The organism is Streptomyces sp. NPDC087787, assembly GCF_044743035.1.
Taxonomy (GTDB): Bacteria; Actinomycetota; Actinomycetes; order Streptomycetales; family Streptomycetaceae; genus Streptomyces.
Genome location: NZ_JBIUVQ010000010.1, coordinates 234479 through 250833, shown reverse-complemented (window position 1 = coordinate 250833; position 16355 = coordinate 234479). Strand labels below are relative to the sequence as shown.

The 16355-nt window shown below is 72.4% G+C and carries 13 protein-coding genes; 2 read left to right on the top strand and 11 right to left on the bottom strand.

Going from position 1 to position 16355, the window contains the following annotated elements; genetic code table 11:
• The first annotated feature begins 37 nt into the window (after positions 1–37).
• Entirely contained in the window at positions 38–1261 is a 1224-nt protein-coding gene (locus tag ACIOWN_RS18430) for a cytochrome P450 (RefSeq protein ID WP_401982765.1), read from the top strand.
• A gap of 32 nt (positions 1262–1293) precedes the next feature.
• Positions 1294–2532, top strand: a complete 1239-nt coding sequence (locus tag ACIOWN_RS18425; RefSeq protein ID WP_362355940.1) for a cytochrome P450 — start codon at positions 1294–1296, stop codon at positions 2530–2532.
• 9 nt (positions 2533–2541) lie between these two features.
• Here ACIOWN_RS18425 and ACIOWN_RS18420 read toward each other — a convergent pair whose 3' ends face one another.
• The 11 genes from ACIOWN_RS18420 to ACIOWN_RS18370 all read right to left on the bottom strand — a co-directional run bounded on the left by ACIOWN_RS18420 (position 2542) and on the right by ACIOWN_RS18370 (position 16207).
• Positions 2542–4188: an amidohydrolase gene (locus ACIOWN_RS18420; RefSeq protein WP_362355942.1), complete on the bottom strand. Its 1647-nt coding sequence runs from the start codon at positions 4186–4188 to the stop codon at positions 2542–2544.
• Positions 4185–4559, bottom strand: a complete 375-nt coding sequence (locus ACIOWN_RS18415; RefSeq protein ID WP_362355944.1) for a cupin domain-containing protein — start codon at positions 4557–4559, stop codon at positions 4185–4187. The genes ACIOWN_RS18420 and ACIOWN_RS18415 overlap by 4 nt, the downstream gene beginning before the upstream one ends.
• Before the next feature lie 16 nt (positions 4560–4575).
• Positions 4576–5979 carry an FAD-binding oxidoreductase gene (locus tag ACIOWN_RS18410; RefSeq protein ID WP_362355946.1) on the bottom strand — a complete coding sequence of 468 codons (1404 nt, stop codon included), beginning with the start codon at positions 5977–5979 and terminating at the stop codon, positions 4576–4578.
• Entirely contained in the window at positions 5976–7148 is a 1173-nt protein-coding gene (locus ACIOWN_RS18405) for an ABC transporter ATP-binding protein (RefSeq protein ID WP_362355948.1), read from the bottom strand. Before ACIOWN_RS18405 ends, ACIOWN_RS18410 begins: the two co-directional genes overlap by 4 nt.
• Positions 7138–7929, bottom strand: coding sequence for an ABC transporter permease (locus ACIOWN_RS18400; RefSeq protein ID WP_362355950.1), 792 nt, complete (start codon positions 7927–7929; stop codon positions 7138–7140). The genes ACIOWN_RS18405 and ACIOWN_RS18400 overlap by 11 nt, the downstream gene beginning before the upstream one ends.
• On the bottom strand, positions 7926–8804 hold the full coding sequence (locus ACIOWN_RS18395; protein WP_398147150.1) for an ABC transporter permease: 879 nt from the start codon (positions 8802–8804) through the stop codon (positions 7926–7928). Before ACIOWN_RS18395 ends, ACIOWN_RS18400 begins: the two co-directional genes overlap by 4 nt.
• 3 nt (positions 8805–8807) lie before the next feature.
• On the bottom strand, positions 8808–9929 hold the full coding sequence (locus ACIOWN_RS18390; protein WP_362355954.1) for an ABC transporter substrate-binding protein: 1122 nt from the start codon (positions 9927–9929) through the stop codon (positions 8808–8810).
• 164 nt (positions 9930–10093) lie between these two features.
• Positions 10094–10708, bottom strand: coding sequence for a helix-turn-helix domain-containing protein (locus ACIOWN_RS18385; protein WP_401982761.1), 615 nt, complete (start codon positions 10706–10708; stop codon positions 10094–10096).
• A 133-nt stretch (positions 10709–10841) separates the two neighbouring features.
• Complete coding sequence (locus ACIOWN_RS18380; protein WP_401982760.1) at positions 10842–12065, bottom strand: arginine deiminase; 1224 nt, start codon at positions 12063–12065, stop codon at positions 10842–10844.
• Positions 12066–12173: 108 nt separating this feature from the next.
• A complete protein-coding gene (locus ACIOWN_RS18375; protein WP_401982759.1) occupies positions 12174–14726 on the bottom strand; it encodes a polynucleotide kinase-phosphatase in 2553 nt (850 codons plus the stop codon).
• Positions 14723–16207: a 3' terminal RNA ribose 2'-O-methyltransferase Hen1 gene (locus ACIOWN_RS18370; RefSeq protein WP_401982757.1), complete on the bottom strand. Its 1485-nt coding sequence runs from the start codon at positions 16205–16207 to the stop codon at positions 14723–14725. The genes ACIOWN_RS18375 and ACIOWN_RS18370 overlap by 4 nt, the downstream gene beginning before the upstream one ends.
• Between the last annotated feature and the right edge of the window lie 148 nt (positions 16208–16355).

Genomic DNA, 16355 nt, shown 5'->3' with positions numbered 1-16355 from the left:
TGGCCGGACTCCCTCAGCCCACGCCGAAGGAGCCAGCATGACCCCACAGTCACCCGGCGCGCGGGCACCGGGCCCCGAGGCGGACGTCCTGGACTTCCCGCTGCCGCCGCCCGGCACCATGGGGCCGCCCGAGACGTGCGCGCGGCTGCGCGAGAGCCGTCCCGTGACCAGGGTCGGGCTGCTGATGGACGCGACCGCCTGGTACGTCACCCGGTACGAGGACGTCCGGGCGCTGCTCGCCGACCCCCGGCTGATCAGGCCGACCATCAACGACTGGCCGCCGCGTCCCGGACCGGCCGCCGACGACGGGCCGGGCCTGGTCACCATGGCGGAGCTGGACGGCCCCCGGCACCTGGCCCTGCGCAGGTCCGTGGCCCCGGCGTTCAGCGCGGGGGCCGTCCGGGACCGGCTGCCCCGCATCCGCGCGCTCGCCGACCGGCTGCTGGAGGAGCTCGCGGCGGGCGGCCCTCCCGGCGACCTGGTGGCCGCTTTCACCGAGCCGTTCCCGCTGCTCGTGCTGTGCGACCTGGTCGGGATCCCCTGGCAGGACCGGGACTGGTTCCTGCCGGTCCTGGACGCCGCCCTCGGCGGCATGGTGACCGCCGAGGAGGGACGCAGGGTCACCGACCTGCTGCGCGCGTACGTGGCCGAGCTGATCGAGCGGAAGCGGAGCCGGCCCGGCGACGACGTCCTGACCCTGCTGGTCCGCGAGACCGGGGGCGGGACGCTGACCGACGACGAGGTCACGGCGTTCGGGCTGTCCATGCTCACGGTCGGCTTCGGCATCAGCGGCTTCTTCCTGGCCGGCTCGGTGCACACCCTGCTGCACCGGCCGGACCAGTGGGCCCGCCTGCGCGACCACCGCGACCTCATGCCCGGCGCGGTGGAGGAACTCCTGCGGTACATGCCGGTGATGAACGGCACCGTGCTGCTGCTCGCCACCGAGGACGTCGAGGTGGGCGGGCAGACCGTCCGCGAGGGCGACGCCGTCATCCCCGTGCTGGCCTCCGCCAACCGCGACGAGAGCGTGTTCGCCGACGCCGGCCGGCTCGACCTGTGCCGCGCGGACAACCCCCACCTCGCCTTCGGCCGGGGAACCCACAACTGCGTCGGCGCGCATCTGGCGCGCGCCGAACTGACCGTGGGAATCGAGGCGTTGCTCGACCGCTTCCCGGGGCTGCGTCCGGCCCGGGGTCAACAGCCCCTCTGGGACGACCAGTCCGTCACCAAGTCACCGCTGACCCTCCCGGTCGGCTGGTGAGCCCATCCGCAGGCACCAGGGGAGGTCCACCCGTGAACTCCACGCCGGAACCCGCCGCCGACGTGCCCGATGTGTCCGTCGTGCCCGTCGTGCCCGTCATCGAGTTGCCCCTGCCGCCGCCGGGCACCATGGGCCCGCCCGAGGAGTACCGACGGCTGCGCCAGGAGTGCCCGCTGGCCAGGGTCAGGCTGCCGATCGGCGCCACCGCCTGGTACGCCACCCGCTACGACGACGTCAAGGAACTCGTCGCCGACGCCCGGCTGATCAGGCCGAGCATCACCGACTGGCCGCCGCGCCCCGGCCATGTCCCCGGGGACGAGCCGGGCCTGGTCACGATGATGGAACTGGAGGGCCCCCGGCACGCCGCGCTGCGCCGGGCCCTGAGCGAGCCGTTCAGCGTCCGGTCCGTGCGGAGCGGGATGCCGCGCATCCGGCGGTCGGCCGACCGGCTGCTCGACCCGTTCGTCGCCGGAGACCAGCCCGGCGACCTGGTCGTCCGGTTCATCGAGCCCTTCCCCGTCATGGTGATGTGCGATCTCGTCGGCATCCCCTACGAGGACAGCGACTACTTCCTGCCCAGGGCGGACGCCGCGCTCGGTGCCATCCTCACCCTGGAGGAGGGCCGCGAGGCCACCTCGCAACTGCGCGAGTACATCAACTCGTTGCTCGTCCGGAAGCGGCGCGAGCCCGCCGACGACATGCTCACCCGGCTGGTCGGGGAGTGCGATCGCGGTACTCTGGACCACGAGAGCGCGGTGAGCTTCGGACTGTCCATGCTGGTCGCCGGCTACCGCACGAGCACCATGTTCCTGGCCGACGCGGTGCTGACCCTGCTGACCGTGCCCGGCGCGTACGCGCGCCTGCGCGACCACCGCGCCCTGCTGCCGGGCGCGGTGGAGGAACTCCTGCGCTATGTGCCGGTGATGAACGGCGTCGTCGTCCTCCAGGCCGTCGAGGACATCGAGTTGCACGGCCGGACGATCCGCGCGGGTGACGCCGTGCTGCCCGTGCTCGCGGCGGCCAACCGCGACGAGAGCGTGTTCACCGACCCCGACGGGCTCGACCTGTGCCGCGCGGACAACCCCCATCTCACCTTCGGCCGCGGGGCGCACAACTGCATCGGCTCCCATCTGGCCCGGGCGCAGATGACCGTGTGCCTGGAGGCGCTGTTCGACCGGCTCCCGGACCTGCGCCTGGCCGAGGGCCACCGCCCCATCTGGGAGGACGAGTCGCCGAGCAAGTCGCCGCTCACCCTCCCCGTCAACTGGTGAGCGGGCCGCTCACGCGGTGTGGACCGCCTCCCCCGCGACCAGGGTGAGCACGGCCCGGGTGCCGGCCACGTCGGTGTCCGGGGCGAAGAGGTCCCGGTCGAGCACGGCGAGGTCGGCCGCCATGCCCTCGCGCAGCAGGCCGACTTCGTCGTCGTTGCCGTTCACCCAGGCCGAACCGGCCGTGTACGCGCGCAGGATGTCGGCCAGCTCCAGCCGTTCGTGCGGCACGAACGGGCGGTCGGCGCCCGGCCATGCGGTGTGCGCCGAACCGGGCGGTTCGGTGCGGTGCACGGCGACGTGCATGGCCTGCCACGGGTCGGCCGTGGTGACCGGCCAGTCGCTGCCCCCGGCGAGCCGGGCGCCGCTGTCCAGCAGCCGGCGGAAGGGGTACTGCCGGCCGGCCCGCGCCTCGCCCAGCAGCGGGTTGGTCAGCTCGTCGGTCTGCTGGTGGTGGGTCGCCCACAGCGACTGGACGTTGGCCGTCACCCCGAGCGCGGCGAAGCGGGCGATGTCCGCGTCGTCGACCAACTGCACGTGGGCGATGTGGTGGCGCCGCTCGCGGGCCCCGTTGGCAGCGGCCGCGGCCTCGACCGCGTCCAGGCACTCGCGCACCGCCCGGTCGCCGATCGCGTGGAAGTGCACCTGGAACCCGGCGGCGTCCAGGCGGGTCACCGCGTCGGCGAGCAGCGCGGCGGGCACGTTGGAGTGGCCGACGTTGCCGGTGGCGCACCCGCAGGAGTCCAGATACGGCTCCAGCAGGGCGCCGGTGCCGTTCTCCAGCACCCCGTCCTGCATCACCTTCACGGCCCCGGCCCGGAAGCGGCGGCCGGGCTCGCCGCGCCGCGCCACCAGGTCGCCGAGCTGCTCCGGGCCGCGGTCGCGGTCCCACCACAGGGCGCCGGTGACCCGGGCCTTCAGCAGCCCCTCCTCGTCGGCCCGCCGGTAGGCGGCGAGCGTGTCGCCGGCCCCGCCGTAGGCTCCGACGATGGCGTCCTGCCAGCCGGTGATGCCGTACCGGAAGAGATGGGTCTGCGCGTGGCTCAGCGCGGCGAGCTGGTCCTCGACGGTGTCCGGCGGGAGCAGCCGGGCCACCAGGTCCATGGCGCTCTCGTGGAGCACCCCGGTGGGCCGGCCGGCCGCGTCGCGCTCGATCCGCCCGGCCGGCGGGTCCGGGGTGGCCGCGTCGATCCCGGCGCGCTCCAGTGCCGCCGAGTTGACCCACGCGGAGTGGTGGTCGGCATTGGGAAGGAACACCGGCCGGTCCGGTACGACGGCGTCCAGGGGCTCGCGGGCGGGCCAGCCGCCGGGGAAGCAGTCCATGCCCCAACCGCCGCCGAGGATCCACGGCCGGCCGGGGTGGGCGGCCGCGTACTCCCGGACGGCCGTGAGGCAGCCCTCCGCGTCGGTGGCCCGGCTGAGGTCGCAGCGCAGCGCCTCGAGGGCGCCCCAGACCGGGTGGATGTGCGCGTCCTGGAGGCCGGGCACCACGGTCCGGCCGGCCAGGTCGAACGTCTCGGCCGGGCGGCCGGCGGCCCGGCGCACCTCGGCGTCGGTGCCGACGGCCGTGATCCGGCCGCCGGACACGGCGACGGCCGTGGCGCCGGGGCGCCCCGGGTCGCCGGTCCACACCCGGCCGCCGTGCAGGACGAGGGTCATGCGCCGGCCCCGTGGGTGCGCAGCACGTACACCTTGCGCAGGGTCTCGTGGACCTGCCAGGTGCCGCGCCAGCCGGCCGGCATCGCCAGGGTGGCGCCGGGAGACAGCTCGACGTCCTCACCGCCCTCGGTACGGACCGTGGCGGATCCGGTCAGCACCTGGCAGACCTCGTCGTAGCCCTCGCGGGTGGCGGTGAAGTGGCCGGGGTCGCACTCCCAGACGCCGACCTCGGCCAGCCCGTCGGGCGACTGCCACAGGGTGCGGGTGGTCTCCCGCTGGCCTGTGGTGCTGGTGGGCTTGGGCGCCATGGGGGGCAGGTCGGCGCTCGCGGCGTCGGCGAGGAAGGCGAGTGCGGTGGTGTCGGTGTCCATGGGCTTACCGCTCCTTTCAGCGTCCGCTGATGACGTTGGCGACGCGTGCGATGACGGAGGTGCGCTCAAGACCGGAGTTCTCGTGCCGGTCGGCGGCGCGGTAGGCGACGTAGAGGCTGCGCACGCCGAGCCAGCGCAGCGGCTCCGGCTCCCAGCCACGCACCTTGCGGCCCACCCAGGGGAGCCGGGTGAGGTCGGTCTGCCGGTCGAGGATCAGGTCGCGCAGGGTGCGTCCGGCGAGGTTGGTGGTGGTCACGCCGTGCCCGACGTAGCCGCCGGCCCAGCCCAGGCCGGTGTCCCGGTCCAGGTGGACCGTGGCGCACCAGTCGCGCGGCACGCCGAGCACTCCGGACCAGGTGTGGTCGATCGCGACGCCCTCGGTGGCCGGGAAGTGCTGCCGGAGGATGGCCAGGAGCTGCGCCTGGGTGGCGTCCCGGGTCTCGCCGCGCTGGTCGACGTGGGAGCCGAACATGTACGGGATGCCGCGCCCGCCGATGGCGATGCGGCCGTCGGTGGTGCGCTGGATGTAGCAGTACGAGTTGGCCTCGTCCCCGATCAGCTCGGCGCCGCGCCAGCCGATCTCCTCCCACACGGAGGCGGGCAGCGGCTCGGTGACGATCATGCTGCTGTTCATCGGCAGCCAGACGCGGCGGTGGCCGCGCAGCCCTGCGGTGAACCCCTCCAGCGCCCGGATGACGTACGACGCCCGGACGGTGCCGTGGGGGGTGACCGCCTCGCGCGGGCGGATCTCGGTGACCTCGGTGCCCTCGTAGACGGCGACGCCCATCCGCTCGACCACGTCGGCCAGGCCCCGGACCAGCTTGGCGGGCTGGATGCGGGCGCAGTGCGGGCTCCACTGGGCGTAGCGGGCGCCGGCCACGCGGACCCGCAGGGCGAGCTGGTCCGCGTCGAGTTCGACCAGGTCGTCCTCGCCCCAGCCCTCGGCGCGCAGCGTGGGCAGCCCTTCGCGCAGCCGCCGCTCCTGGGCGGCGTTGGTGGCGACGTGCAGCAGGCCGTCCTTCTGGATGTCGGCGTCGATGCCCTCCTCGGCGGCGACCCGGACGACCTCGTCGACGGAGGAGAACATCTCCCGCTGCAGCGCGACGGCCGGTTCGCGGCCGTGGGACTTGGCGTAGCGGCGCATCTGGCCGGGCGGTTCGGCGCTGAGCCAGCCGCCGTTGCGGCCGGAGGCGCCGAAGCCGGCGAACTCCTTCTCCAGGACGGCGATCCTGAGCTCGGGCTGGGCCTTCTTGAGGTAGTAGGCGGTCCACAGGGAGGTGTAGCCGCCGCCGACGAGTGCGACGTCGACGTCCAGGTCGCCGGGCAGCGCGGGGCGGCGGGCGGGGAGGCCGTTCTCCCGGAACCAGAAGGAGACGTCTCCGTTGACGAAGGTGGGGCTGGTGGCGGGAGTGGTGCTCATCGTCCGCTCTCTTCCGCGGCGGCGACCGGGATCCGGTCGCCCGAAGTGGGTGGGTGGGTGGTGCCGGAGGGGTCGTCGAGCAGGACGCCTCGTTCGACGTCCCAGACCACGGTGACCTCGTCGCCGTGGCGGACGCCGGAGAGCCGGTCGGCCTGCTCGCGGGCGAGCAGCACGGTGCCGTCGGGCAGGGCGAGTTCGAGCTTGCGGCCGGAGCCCAGGTATATCTCCTGGGTGACACGGGCGGGCAGCGCGTTGACGCCGGGGGCGACGGGCTCGGCGGCCGGCTGCACCCGCAGGTGCTCGGGCCGGACCACGACGGCGGCCGCGCCGCCGCCGGGCAGCCGTCCGGCGACGCGTACGGTGCGGTCGCCGACCCGCACGCGGGAGTCGTCGCCGTCCGCCTCGACGCGTCCCCGAACGGTGGAGGACTCGCCGAGGAACTCGGCCACGAAGAGGCTGCGGGGCCGTTCGTAGAGTTCGCTCGCGGTGCCGACCTGCTGGATGCCCCCGTCGTCGAAGACGGCGATGCGGTCCGACAGGACGAGTGCCTCCTCCTGGTCGTGGGTGACGAAGACGAAGGTGGAGCCGACCTCCTGGTGCACCCGCTTGATCTCCAGCTGGAGGCTTTCGCGCAGCTTCTTGTCGAGCGCGCCGAGCGGCTCGTCCATCAGCAGCACGCTCGGCTCGTACACCACGGCGCGGGCCAGGGCGACGCGCTGCTGCTGCCCGCCGGACAGTTCGCGCGGCCTGCGGTGGCCGTAGCCGCCGAGCCGTACGGTCTGAAGGGCCGCCTCGACCATCTCGGCGCGGCGGGCCTTCGGCACCTTGCGCTGCTTGAGCGGGAAGGCGACGTTCTCCGCGACGGTCATGTGCGGGAAGAGCGCGTAGTGCTGGAAGACCATGCCGATGTCGCGCCGGTGCGGCGGCAGGTCCTGCATCTGCTTGCCGCCGATGGTCAGCGTGCCGGAGGTGGCGGCGGTGAACCCGGCGATGATGTTGAGGGTGGTGGTCTTGCCGGAGCCGCTGGGGCCCAGCAGGGTCATGAACTCGCCCGGTTCGATCACCAGGGAGACGTCGTCGACGGCGACGGAGTCCGCGTACTCCTTGCGCACCTGCGCCAGTTCGATACGGGCTCCGCGCGCCTTGATGAGGCTGGTCTCAGCGGACACGGTTCCTCCTGGCGGTGGCGAAGGTGGCGGCCAGTACGAGCACCGTGGTGAAGACGATGATCAGGGTGGCGGCCGCGGCGATGGTGGGGTCGGTGTCCCGGGTCACGCTGGCGAACATCTTTACCGGCAGGGTCTGCAGGTAGGGGCTCTGGATGAACAGCGAGACCACGACCTCGTCGAAGCTGGTGACGAAGGCGAACAGGGCACCGGAGACGACGCCCGGGGCGATCAGCGGCAGGGTCACCTGCCGGATGGCGCCCCACCGGGTGGCGCCGCAGATCAGTGCGGCGTCCTCCAGGCGCCGGTCGAAGCCGCGCAGGCTCGCCGTCACCGGGATGATCACGAACGGCAGGGCCAGCACGGTGTGGGCGGTGACGAAGCCGAGCAGGGTGCCCAGCAGGTTGTACTGGAGGAAGAGCGCGTACACACCGATGGCGACGACCACGGTCGGCACGATCATGGGGGCCAGCAGCAGCCCGTACGACGCCTTGACCCAGCGTGAGCCGGACCGGGTGAGCGCGATCGCGGCGGCGGTGCCCAGGGCGGTGGCCACCACCGCGACCAGGGCGCCGACCTGGAGCGAGGAGAACAGCGCCTCGGTCCACCGCGGGTCGGTGAAGAAGTTGGTGTACCAGTGGGTGGACCAGCCGCTCGGCGGGAACACCAGGGACGCCTTGTCGGTGAAGCTCAGCGGGATCACCACGAGCGTCGGCGCGATGAGCCACAGGCCCACCAGCACGCTGAACGCCCACAGCGCGATCCGTGCGGGTGCGGTCCTCATCGGGCACCTCCCCGGCTGCGGGTGAGGCGCAGCACGACGCCGACCAGTCCCAGCAGGACCAGTGTCACCGCCAGCAGCACCACGCCCATCGCTCCGCCGCGGCCCCAGGCGAGCAGGCCGTTGACCTGGGTGAAGATCTGCTGCGAGATCAGCGCCTGGTCGGGCGAGCCGAGGAGCGCCGGGGTGACGTAGAAGCCGAGCGAGGTGATGAACACGGTCAGCGCGCCGGCGCCCACCCCGGGCAGCGACAGCGGCACGAACACCCGCAGGAACGCGATCGCGGGGCGCGCGCCCATGCCCTGCGCGGCGTCCAGGAGCCGGCGGTCGATGCCGCTCATCACGGCGTACAGCGGCAGCACCATGAACGGCATCAGCACCTGCGACATGCCGATCACCACGCCGGTGGGGGTGCGGATCAGCTGGAGCGGGCCAAGACCCACGGTGCCGAGGATCTGGTTGACCACGCCGCTGTCCTGGAGCAGCACCACCCAGGCGAAGGTGCGCACCATCAGGCTGGTCCAGAACGGCAGCAGCACCAGCAGCGTGAGCCAGATCCGCGCGCGTGCGCCGACGACGGTCATCAGGTAGGCGTACGGGTAGGAGAGCACGAGGGTCACCAGGGTGACGACGGCGCCGACGGTCAGGGTGCGGACCAGTGTGGCGAGGGCGACGTCGCTGGTGAAGAACCAGGAGTAGTTGGCCGCGCCGGGCGTCGGTTCGCTGACGCTGCGCCAGGCCATCAGGCCCAGCGGCACCAGGAAGAGCACGGCCAGCAGGACCAGCGCGGGGAGCAGCAGCCATCCCCACCGGCCGCCGGCGCCCTTGCGGGGCCGGCCGCCGGTGGCCGGGGAGGCGATCTCGATCAGGGCTGTCATGGGTTACCGCGCCAGCCAGTCGGACCACTTCTGGATGACCTGCTCCTGGTTCTTCGCCCACCAGTCGTTGTCGACCTGGAGCGCCTGCGCCTGCCGCTCGGGGGTGGTGGTCAGGTACTGCGTGGCGAGCGTGTCGAGCTTGGGCTTGGCGTCGGTGTTGATCGGCGAGTACGAGGTCAGCTCGGTGAGCTTGGTCTGCTGGGCGGCGCCCAGGTAGTAGTTGATCAGCGCCATGGCGGCCTTGGGGTTCCTGGCGCCTACCGGGACGGCGAGGGAGTCGGAGACCGGCAGGAACTGGTTCCACTGCGGCGCGAAGTGGGCGCCGTTCTTGACCGCCGAGTAGGCGCGGCCGGACCACACCATCGCCATGGAGACCTCACCGGACTCCAGCAGTTGCTGGGACCGGGCGCCGGTGTCCCAGAAGACCAGCGAGGAGCGGACGCTCGTCAGCTTCTTCAGGGCCCGGTCGACGTCCAGCGGGTACAGCTTGTCGGGAGCGACCCCGTCGGAGATCAGCGCCGCCTCCAGCGCTCCCGGGGCCGCGTCCGACGCGAAGCCGGGGATCGCGCGCTTGCCGGGGTACTTCTTGGTGTCGAGGAAGTCCGCCCAGTCCTTCGGCGGGTTGTCGCCGAACTTCTTCTTGTCGTACATCAGGACGACGCCGTAACTCATGGCCGGCACGGAGCACTTGTCCTCCGTGCCCTCGGGCAGCTTGGAGGTGTCGACGATGTCCTTGTCCAGCGGCATGAACATCTTGCCGCACTGGCGCTTGGCCCAGAGCGTGTCGGCGTCCACCACGTCCCAGGTGACGTTCTTGGCGTCGACCTGGGCCTTGACCTTGGTGTAGTCGGTGGGCCCGTCGGAGAGCACCTTCGCCCCCGACTCGGCGGCGAACGGCTTGACGGCGGCGGCCTCCTGGCCGTCCTGGTAGATGCCGCCGTAGGAGGTGAAGGTGAGGGTGACGCCGTCGAGCGCGCCCTTCTTGACCTGGCCGGCCACGGCCGGTCCTGGGCCGAGGTCGACGTCGGCGGCGGCCGGGCCGGTGCCGGCGCAGCCGGTGAGGGTCAGCAGCAGGGCGCCGGCGGCAGCGGCACAGCCCATGATTTTGCGTGATATTCCGGGCATGACTGTCTCCAAGGAGGACGGCGAAGACGCAAGGGGACCAAGAGGGCACGGCGCGCGGGCGCACGACGGCGGGGCGCGGCAGGGGACCGCGCGGGAAGGGTGCGACGAGGAGGGGTGTGGCGTAGGGGGCTGGAGAGCCGGGTGCGGGGCGGAGGGGGGAGGAGTCAGTCCGGGGTCGGCGGGCTGATGATCCAGAGGATCTCGGCGGGGCCTTCGTGGTGGTTGACCACGCGGTGCGGCACCGAGGAGCGGTACTCGACGCTGTCACCGGCCTCCAGGTCATGGGCCCGGCCGTCGAGCTCGACCCGTACGCCACCGCTGATCACCAGGAGGATCTCCTGGGAGTCGCCATGGGTGTAGGCGTCGTCACCGGTGGAGGCTCCGGGGTCGAACTCGCCCGCGTAGACCTCCAGATGACTGAGCGGGCGCTGAGAAATGAGTAATTTGCGACTGCCTGGAGCGGTGTGCAGCATCGGCCGGTCGGCCCTGCGCACCACCCTCGGACCGGGCCGGCCGTCCTGGTCGAACAGGTCGGCCACGGTCAGACCGAGCGAGTCGGCGATCCGCCGCAGCATGCCGATGGAGCAGTTCACCTGCCCGCGCTCCAGCTGGCTGAGGAACCCCGGGCTGGCCTGTGCCGCCTCCCCCAGGGCCCGCAGCGACATCCGCCGCATCATCCGGTATTCCCGGATGCGGGCCCCCAGCGCCGCGTCGGCGGCACCGTCGGTGTCACCGTCGGTGTCACCACCGGAGGGGCCCGGCAACGAACGATCAGTCATGAGCGAACACCTGATACGTCTTCAGCGAACACTTTGTTCGCTGGGGTGATACGGACCGTACGCCGAGGTGATCTGCGAGACAAGACCCCCTCCACGCCGTCATCGGAACGTGATCCTCCGCGCATACCCCGCCCTACACGGCGTCCCGGACGACCGGGCAGCTCATGCAGCGCGGGCCGCCCCTGCCCCGGCCCAGTTCGCTGCCGGGGATCTCGATGACCTCGATGCCCTGCTTGCGCAGGTGGGTGTTGGTGGTGGCGTTGCGCTCGTAGGCGACGACGACGCCGGGTTCGACGGCGAGGACGTTGCAGCCGTCGTCCCACTGCTCGCGCTCGGCCGCGTGCACGTCCTGGGTGGCGGTGAGGACCCGGATCTCACTGAGTCCCAGCGCGGCCGCGATCGCCCGGTGCATGTGCTCCGCCGGATGGTCGGTGACCTTCAACTCCTTGTCCTCGGAGCCCGGTTCGATGGTGTACGAGCGGAGCATGCCGAGCCCGGCGTACTGCGTGAAGGTGTCGCCGTCGATCATGGTCATCACGGTGTCGAGGTGCATCACGGCCCGCCGCTTGGGCATGTCGAGCGCGACGATCGTCCGGGCCGAGCCGGCGGCGAACAGCTTGTGCGCGAGCATCTCGACGGCCTGGGGCGTGGTCCGCTCGCTCATGCCGATGAGCACGGCGCCATTGCCGATCACGAGCACGTCGCCGCCCTCGATGGTGGACGGGTAGTCGGCCTGCCCCTCGGACCACAGGTGGAACGACTCGTCCCGGAAGAGGGGGTGGTGGCGGTAGATCGCCTCGAAGTGGACGGTCTCGCGCTGCCGGGCGGGCCAGCGCATGGCGTTGATGGACACGCCGTCGTAGATCCAGGCGGAGGTGTCGCGGGTGAAGAGGTGGTTGGGCAGCGGGCGGAGCAGGAAGTCGTCCAGTTCCATGGCGTGGAAGCGCACGGACGTCGGCTCCTCGTGGGCTGCCAGGAACTCCCGCTTGGTCATGCCGCCGACGAGGGCCTCGACCAGTTCGGCGGCGGACAGGCTCTCGAAGGCGGCCCGCAGGTGATCGGTGGCGAGCGGCCCGTACTCCTTCTCGTCGAAGACACGGTCCAGGACGAGCGAGCGGGCCGACGGGATCTCCATCGCCTCGGTCAGCAGATCGCCGAAGAGGTGCACGGCGACCCCGCGGTCGCGCAGCACGTCGGCGAACCCGTCGTGCTCGGCACGCGCCCGGCGCACCCACAGCACGTCGTCGAAGAGGAGGGCGTCCTTGTTGCTGGGGGTGAGCCTCTTGAGCTCGAGATCGGGCCGGTGCAGGATGACCCGGCGCAGCCGCCCGGCCTCGGAGTCGACATGGAATCCCATGCCTCCATCCTGGCCAACGACGGCCGGTTTCACCCTCCGCGCACCTGTTTCCACGGCCTCCTTTTTTCGTCACACTGACGAGAGTCGCGGGAAGCGGCGGGACCCCCGTCACAGACGGGGGTCCACCGGCTCCGACTCCAGCGCGAGCACACCGAACACCGCCTCGTGCACCCGCCACAGCGGTTCGCCGTCGGCCAGCCGGTCCAGTGCCTCCAGACCGAGGGCGTACTCGCGGACGGCCAGGGAGCGCTTGTGGTGGAGGGAGCGGTGACGCAGCCGGGCGAGGTTGTCCGGGCGGGTGTACTCGGGACCGTAGATGATCCGCAGGTACTCGCGGCCGCGGCACTTGATGCCGGGCTGCACCAGCCGGCCCGTCTCGCCGCGCACCAGCGCGCCCAGCGGCTTGACGACCATGCCCTCGCCGCCGCGTCCGGTCATCTCCAGCCACCAGTCGACGCCCGCCCGCACCGACTCCGGGTCGGCCACGTCGACGTACAGACGGCGGGTCGTCTGCAGCAGACCGGTCGTGTCGTGCTCCACGAGCCGGTCGATCAGCGCCAGTTGCCCGTCGTGCGGCAGTCCGGCCAGGCTGCGGCCCCGCACCGCCAGGATCTGGAACGGCGCCAGGCGGACTCCGTCCAGGCCGTCGGTGGCCCAGCAGTAGCGGCGGTAGGCGGCCGTGAACGCGGCCGCGTCGGCGGCCCGTTCGCGCTGGCGGCCCAGCAGGTCCGTCACGTCGACACCGCGCGCCGCGGCTTCCTCGAGGGCGGCGAGGGCGTCCGGGAACACCGCTCCGGAGGCCGCGCCGACCGCCGCGTACTGCGAGCGCAGCAGCCCGGACGCCTTCAGCGACCACGGCATCAGCTCGGCGTCGAGCAGCAGCCAGTCGGTGTCGAGGTCCGCCCACAGGCCCGCCTCGGTGGCCGCCGCGCGCAGCCGCCCGAGTATCTCCTCGGTGACCGACGGGTCGTCGAAGAAGGGACGTCCGGTGCGGGTGTACAGCGAACCGGTCGGGCCCTTCACTCCGAACCGGCGGCGCGCCGCCTCCGCGTCCCGGCAGACCAGGGCCACCGCCCGCGAGCCCATGTGCTTCTCCTCGCACACGACCCGGGCCACCCCGTCCTCCCGGTACTGGGCGAACGCCTCCTCCGGGTGCTCCAGGTAGCTCTCCACCTTCGACGTCGCCGTCGGCGCCATGGTGGGCGGCAGGTACGGCAGCAGCCGCGGGTCGACCGCGAAGCGGCTCATGACCTCCAGGGCCGCCGCCGCGTTCTCCTCGCGCACCGCCACCCGTCCGGCGTGCCGGGTCTCGACGCCCCGGCGGCCGTGCACGTCGCCGAGGTCCAGTGGACGCCCGTCGTGCCCGCCGGGTGCCTCGGTGCGCAGCGGCCTGGCCGGCTCGTACCAGACCCGCTCGGCCGGTACGTCGACCAGTTCCCGCTCCGGCCAGCGCAGCGCGGTCAGCTTGCCGCCGAACACCGCGCCGGTGTCCAGGCAGATCGTGTTGTTGAGCCAGGTGGCCTCCGGGACCGGGGTGTGGCCGTAGACCACGGCCGCCTGCCCGCGGTAGTCCTCCGCCCACGGGTAGCGCACCGGCAGGCCGAACTCGTCCGTCTCCCCCGTGGTGTCGCCGTAGAGCGCGTGCGAGCGCACCCGGCCCGAGGTGCGGCCGTGGTACTTCTCCGGCAGACCGGCGTGGCTGACCACCAGCCGCCCGCCGTCGAGGACGTAGTGGCTGACGAGACCGTCGATGAACTCCCGTACCCGTGCCTTGAACTCCTCGCTCTCCCCCTCCATCTGCGTGATCGTCTCGGCGAGTCCGTGGGTGTGCTGGACCTTGCGGCCCTTGAGGTGGCGTCCGTACTTGTTCTCGTGGTTGCCCGGCACGCACAGCGCGTCGCCGGACTCGGCCATGGACATCACCCTTCGCAGCACACCCGGGCTGTCCGGGCCGCGGTCGACCAGGTCGCCGACGAACACGGCGGTACGGCCCTCGGGGTGCGTTCCGTCGGCGTAGCCCAACTTGGCCAGCAGTGCCTCCAGTTCGGCGGAGCAGCCGTGGATGTCGCCGATGATGTCGAACGGTCCGGTGAGGTGGGTGAGGTCGTTGAAGCGCTTCTCGGTGACGACCGAGGCGTTCTCGACCTCCTCGGCCCCGCGTAGCACGTGCACCTTGCGGAACCCCTCGCGCCCCAGGTGCCGCAGGGAGCGCCGCAGTTCGCGGGTGTGCCGCCGGATCACCCGGCGCGGCATGTCGGCCCGGTCGGCGCGGGCCGCGTTGCGCTCGGCGCACACCTCCTCCGGCACGTCGAGCACGATGGCGATGGGCAGCACGTCATGGCTCCTCGCGAGGTCGATCAGCTGCCGCCGTGCGTCCTGCTGCACGCTGGTGGCGTCGACGACGGTACGGCGGCCGGCCGCCAGGCGCTTTCCGGCGATGTAGTGCAGCACGTCGAAGGCGTCGCGGGTGGCGCCCTGGTCGTTCTCGTCGTCGGAGACCAGTCCGCGGCAGAAGTCCGAGGAGATGATCTCGGTGGGCTTGAAGTGGCGCCGGGCGAAGGTGGACTTGCCCGAGCCGGAGGCGCCGACGAGGACGACCAGGGAGAGGTCGGTCACGGGCAGGACGCGTCCTCCTCGTGCGGGGGTCCGTGTCTCGGTCATGCCGCCTTCGCCTCCTTCTCGCCGTCTCTGCTGTCGTTGGTGGTGCCGAGGGTGAACACGGCCATCTGGGTGGGCGGGCCGACCTCGGGGTCGTCGGGGCCCACGGGGCGGAACCCGACGTCGTAGCCGTGGCGTTCGGCCACCGCGCGGGCCCACTGGGCGAACTGCTCGCGGGTCCACTCGAAGCGGTGGTCGCCGTGCCGGGCGTGCCCTGCGGGGAGGGTCTCCCAGCGGACGTTGTACTCGACGTTCGGAGTGGTCACGACGACGGTACGGGGGCGGGCGGCGCCGAACACCGCGTACTCGAGGGCGGGCAGCCGGGGCAGGTCGAGGTGCTCGATCACCTCGCTGAGCACGGCGGCGTCGTAGCCCGCCAGCTGCTTGTCGGTGTAGACGAGCGAGCCCTGCCGGAGCGTGACGCGGGCGGCCTGCCGCTCCCCCATCCGGTCCAGCTTGAGCCGCCGGGCGGCGATGGTCAGGGCCCGTACCGACACGTCGACGCCGACGATCTCGGTGAACCGCGCGTCCCGCAGCAGCGCCTGCACCAACTGGCCTTGTCCGCAGCCGAGGTCGAGGACCCGGGCGGCCCCGTGCTCGTGCAGCGCGGCGACGATCGCGTCCCGTCGCCGCACGGCCAACGGCGTCGGCTTCTCCTCGGTCTCGGTCTCCGCCGCCACGGCGTTGTCGAGCTCCTCGACCCCGCTGTCGTCGGTCTCGGCCAGCCGCAGCAGCTCCAGGCGCTCCATCGCCTCCCGGGTCAGCGACCAGCGGCGTGAGAGGTAGCGGCTGGTGATGAGCTTCTGCTCCGGGTGCGCGGGCAGCCAGCCCTCGCCCGCCCGGAGCAGCTTGTCGACCTCGTCGGGGGCGACCCAGTAGTGCTTGGCGTCGTCGAGGACGGGAAGCAGGACGTAGAGGTGGCGCAGCGCCTGGGCGAGGGTGATCGCCTCCGACTCCAGCACGAGCCGCACGTACCGCGAGTCACCCCACTCGGGGAACTCCGCATCCAGCGCGACCGGTTCGGCGGAGACCGTCCAGCCGAGCGGTGCGAACAGGCGGTGCACGAGGGCGGGGCCGCCGCGGGCGGGAAGCGCGGGGACCTCGATGCGCAACGGGCGCGGCCGGTCCGGGAGTTCGGGGCGCGCCCGGCACACCCCGCGCAGGGCGCTGGAGAAGACGGCGCTCAGCGCGACCGCCAGCAGCGAAGAGGCGGCGTAGGGGCGGTCGTTGACGTACTGCGCGAGCGTCGTGTCGGGGGCGCCGCCGCGTCCCTTGGCCTTGCCGCGCCGGACCAGGGCCACCGTGTCGACCTCCAGGAGCAGCGCGGCCGTGCAACGCTGCTCGTCCGCCCCGGGGTAGAGGACGTGCGCGGTGCCGTAGGAGGTGGAGAACGACTGTGCCTTGCCCGGGTGCTTGTGCAGCAGGAAACCGAGGTCGGTCGCCGGGTGTCCGGGCGTGCCGGTGGTGGTGATGGTCAGGAACATGCGGAGGGCCTCTCCGGCTGGATGGACGGCTGCGGTGCCGGGTACGCCGGAGCCCCCGAGGACCGTGATCCCGGGGGCTCGGCAGGACGACGCCCTCACCTTCGCACAGGGGGCCGGACCTGTGCCTTCCAATATTCGCCGCCCACTT

What these genes read in the sequence shown, in the direction of transcription:
- ACIOWN_RS18430 (WP_401982765.1), top strand. Translation starts at nt 38, where the DNA reads ATGACCCCACAGTCACCCGGCGCGCGGGCACCGGGCCCCGAGGCGGAC.
- ACIOWN_RS18420 (WP_362355942.1), bottom strand. Translation starts at nt 4,188, where the DNA reads ATGACCCTCGTCCTGCACGGCGGCCGGGTGTGGACCGGCGACCCGGGG.
- ACIOWN_RS18415 (WP_362355944.1), bottom strand. Translation starts at nt 4,559, where the DNA reads ATGGACACCGACACCACCGCACTCGCCTTCCTCGCCGACGCCGCGAGC.
- ACIOWN_RS18410 (WP_362355946.1), bottom strand. Translation starts at nt 5,979, where the DNA reads ATGAGCACCACTCCCGCCACCAGCCCCACCTTCGTCAACGGAGACGTC.
- ACIOWN_RS18400 (WP_362355950.1), bottom strand. Translation starts at nt 7,929, where the DNA reads ATGAGGACCGCACCCGCACGGATCGCGCTGTGGGCGTTCAGCGTGCTG.
- ACIOWN_RS18395 (WP_398147150.1), bottom strand. Translation starts at nt 8,804, where the DNA reads ATGACAGCCCTGATCGAGATCGCCTCCCCGGCCACCGGCGGCCGGCCC.
- ACIOWN_RS18390 (WP_362355954.1), bottom strand. Translation starts at nt 9,929, where the DNA reads ATGCCCGGAATATCACGCAAAATCATGGGCTGTGCCGCTGCCGCCGGC.
- ACIOWN_RS18385 (WP_401982761.1), bottom strand. Translation starts at nt 10,708, where the DNA reads ATGACTGATCGTTCGTTGCCGGGCCCCTCCGGTGGTGACACCGACGGT.
- ACIOWN_RS18380 (WP_401982760.1), bottom strand. Translation starts at nt 12,065, where the DNA reads ATGGGATTCCATGTCGACTCCGAGGCCGGGCGGCTGCGCCGGGTCATC.
- ACIOWN_RS18375 (WP_401982759.1), bottom strand. Translation starts at nt 14,726, where the DNA reads ATGACCGAGACACGGACCCCCGCACGAGGAGGACGCGTCCTGCCCGTG.
- ACIOWN_RS18370 (WP_401982757.1), bottom strand. Translation starts at nt 16,207, where the DNA reads ATGTTCCTGACCATCACCACCACCGGCACGCCCGGACACCCGGCGACC.